Below are 1,685 nucleotides of genomic sequence, written 5' to 3' on the forward strand. Positions count from 1 at the left end.
CCAACGTAATTGGGCGCCGATCCGCGGATCTCATCAAGGCCCGTGGCAGCGACGCCATAAGGCCGGATAGATAGCTGCAACGACGATTTGCCGGAACGATGCGAATATCCCTTGCGAAGCGGGGGCCGATCGGGACCGTCGTGTCGTCGGCATGCAGACGCTGCGCCATCATGACGTGCCGGGCGATCAGCTCATGCAGCGGCTTCAGCGCCGCGGTCGCCGCTCCGACCTGGTCGGCCAGCGTCGAGACGGAGAGGTCGATGCCCTCGCGAGCGTATCTCTCGCTCTGGCGGTTCAAGGGCTGATGCTGCCCGAACTTCTCAAAGAGGATTGTCGCCAGCAGGTTCGGCCCCACGAAGCCGCGCGGCGTCACATGGAAGGGCGCCGGCGGCTGAGTGATCGCCTCGCAGGAGCTGCAGGTGAACTTCTCGCGGACCGTCTGGACGACCTTCCAGGATCGCGGGACCACCTCCAGTGTCTCGGTCACGTCCTCGCCGAGCTTCGACAGCCTTGAGGAGCCGCAGCATGAGCACGAGGTCGGGGCCGGCACGACGACGCGCTCGCGCGGCAGATGCTCGGGGAAGGGCTTGCGCGACGGGCGGCGGCGCATCGGCGCCGACATCATGGCATGCGGTGTGGCGCATTCAGCCGCGATCTCGTCCTCCGTCGCCCTCGCCTCCAGCTCCTCGAGCTGAAGCTCCATCTGGTCGATCAGCCTCGCCGTGCGCTCCGAGCGCTGCCCGTAGAGCTCGCGCTTGAGCTTCTCAATCATGAGCCTCAGATGGACAATCGTCGCCTCGACGGACGAGGCCTCGGCCTTCGCCCTCAGTGCTTCCGCAGCCGCGAGAGAGGCGGCCGCTTCCGCCTCGAGCCGCGCCGCGCGCTCGGCCAGTATCATCGCATGCGCCGCTGCCAGATCGGTCGGCAGCGACGGCGAAGTCGTCGATGCGGCGGTGTTGCTCACGACCAGGATGGAATCACATCTCTCGGAGAACACAAGCAAAAAGGTCTCATCCGACCGAGGTCGGCCGCCATGTCTCCACTGGATTGCGCCAGTCGATGCCGGAGAGAAGATAGCCCATCTGCGCGGGCGTGATCGCTACGACGCCATCCGCCGGCGAGGGCCACAGGAAGCGGCCGCGCTCCAGCCGGCGAACGTAGAGGTTCGCCGCCTGCCCGTCGTGCCAGATGATCTTCACCAGGTCGCCGCGCCGGCCGCGGAAGCAGAACAGATGCCCGCCGAGTGGATCGCGCTTCAGCACCTCCTGCGCCAATAGCGCCAGGGAGGCAAAGCCCTTCCTCATGTCGGTGTGGCCCGTCGCCAGCCACACCTTCATGCCGACCGGAACCGGGATCACCTGAACGCCTCAAGGCCCCGCGCCAGCTTGAGCACCGCGTCGACATCGACGCCGCCTTCGACAATGATCCGCCGGCCGGAGGACAGGACGATCTCAACCCGCGGCGAGCGGTCCAGCACCGATGCTGGACGGCAATCCCGGCTGTCCTCATCCAGCACCGGTGCTGGACATGCCGTCGTGCGGATTCCGACGGGACCGGCCAGCTATTCCAATAATTAACCGGCCACTGTTCCGAGACTTAACCGGTCGGTGTTCCGATCATTATCCGGCCAGGGCGGGGCTGGCTCTGGGTCGTTTTTTTCTGAATGTCGTGGTTGGCCGTTGTGG

General features: G+C 65.9%; 3 protein-coding genes. All 3 read right to left on the reverse strand.

The window, feature by feature from the left end; translation table 11 throughout:
• The coding region (gene tnpC / locus AC1D34_RS37360) for an IS66 family transposase (protein WP_476827005.1) at positions 1–898 on the reverse strand (898 nt) is incomplete at its 3' end.
• 112 nt (positions 899–1,010) lie between these two features.
• Positions 1,011–1,358, reverse strand: coding sequence for an IS66 family insertion sequence element accessory protein TnpB (gene tnpB / locus AC1D34_RS37365; RefSeq protein ID WP_476827003.1), 348 nt, complete (start codon positions 1,356–1,358; stop codon positions 1,011–1,013).
• Positions 1,355–1,516 (reverse strand): hypothetical protein, encoded by a 162-nt coding sequence (locus AC1D34_RS37370; protein WP_476827004.1) that lies wholly within the window; start codon positions 1,514–1,516, stop codon positions 1,355–1,357. The genes tnpB and AC1D34_RS37370 overlap by 4 nt, the downstream gene beginning before the upstream one ends.
• Positions 1,517–1,685: the final 169 nt, after the last annotated feature.

This window comes from Allobosea sp. P1_A7, assembly GCF_056406775.1.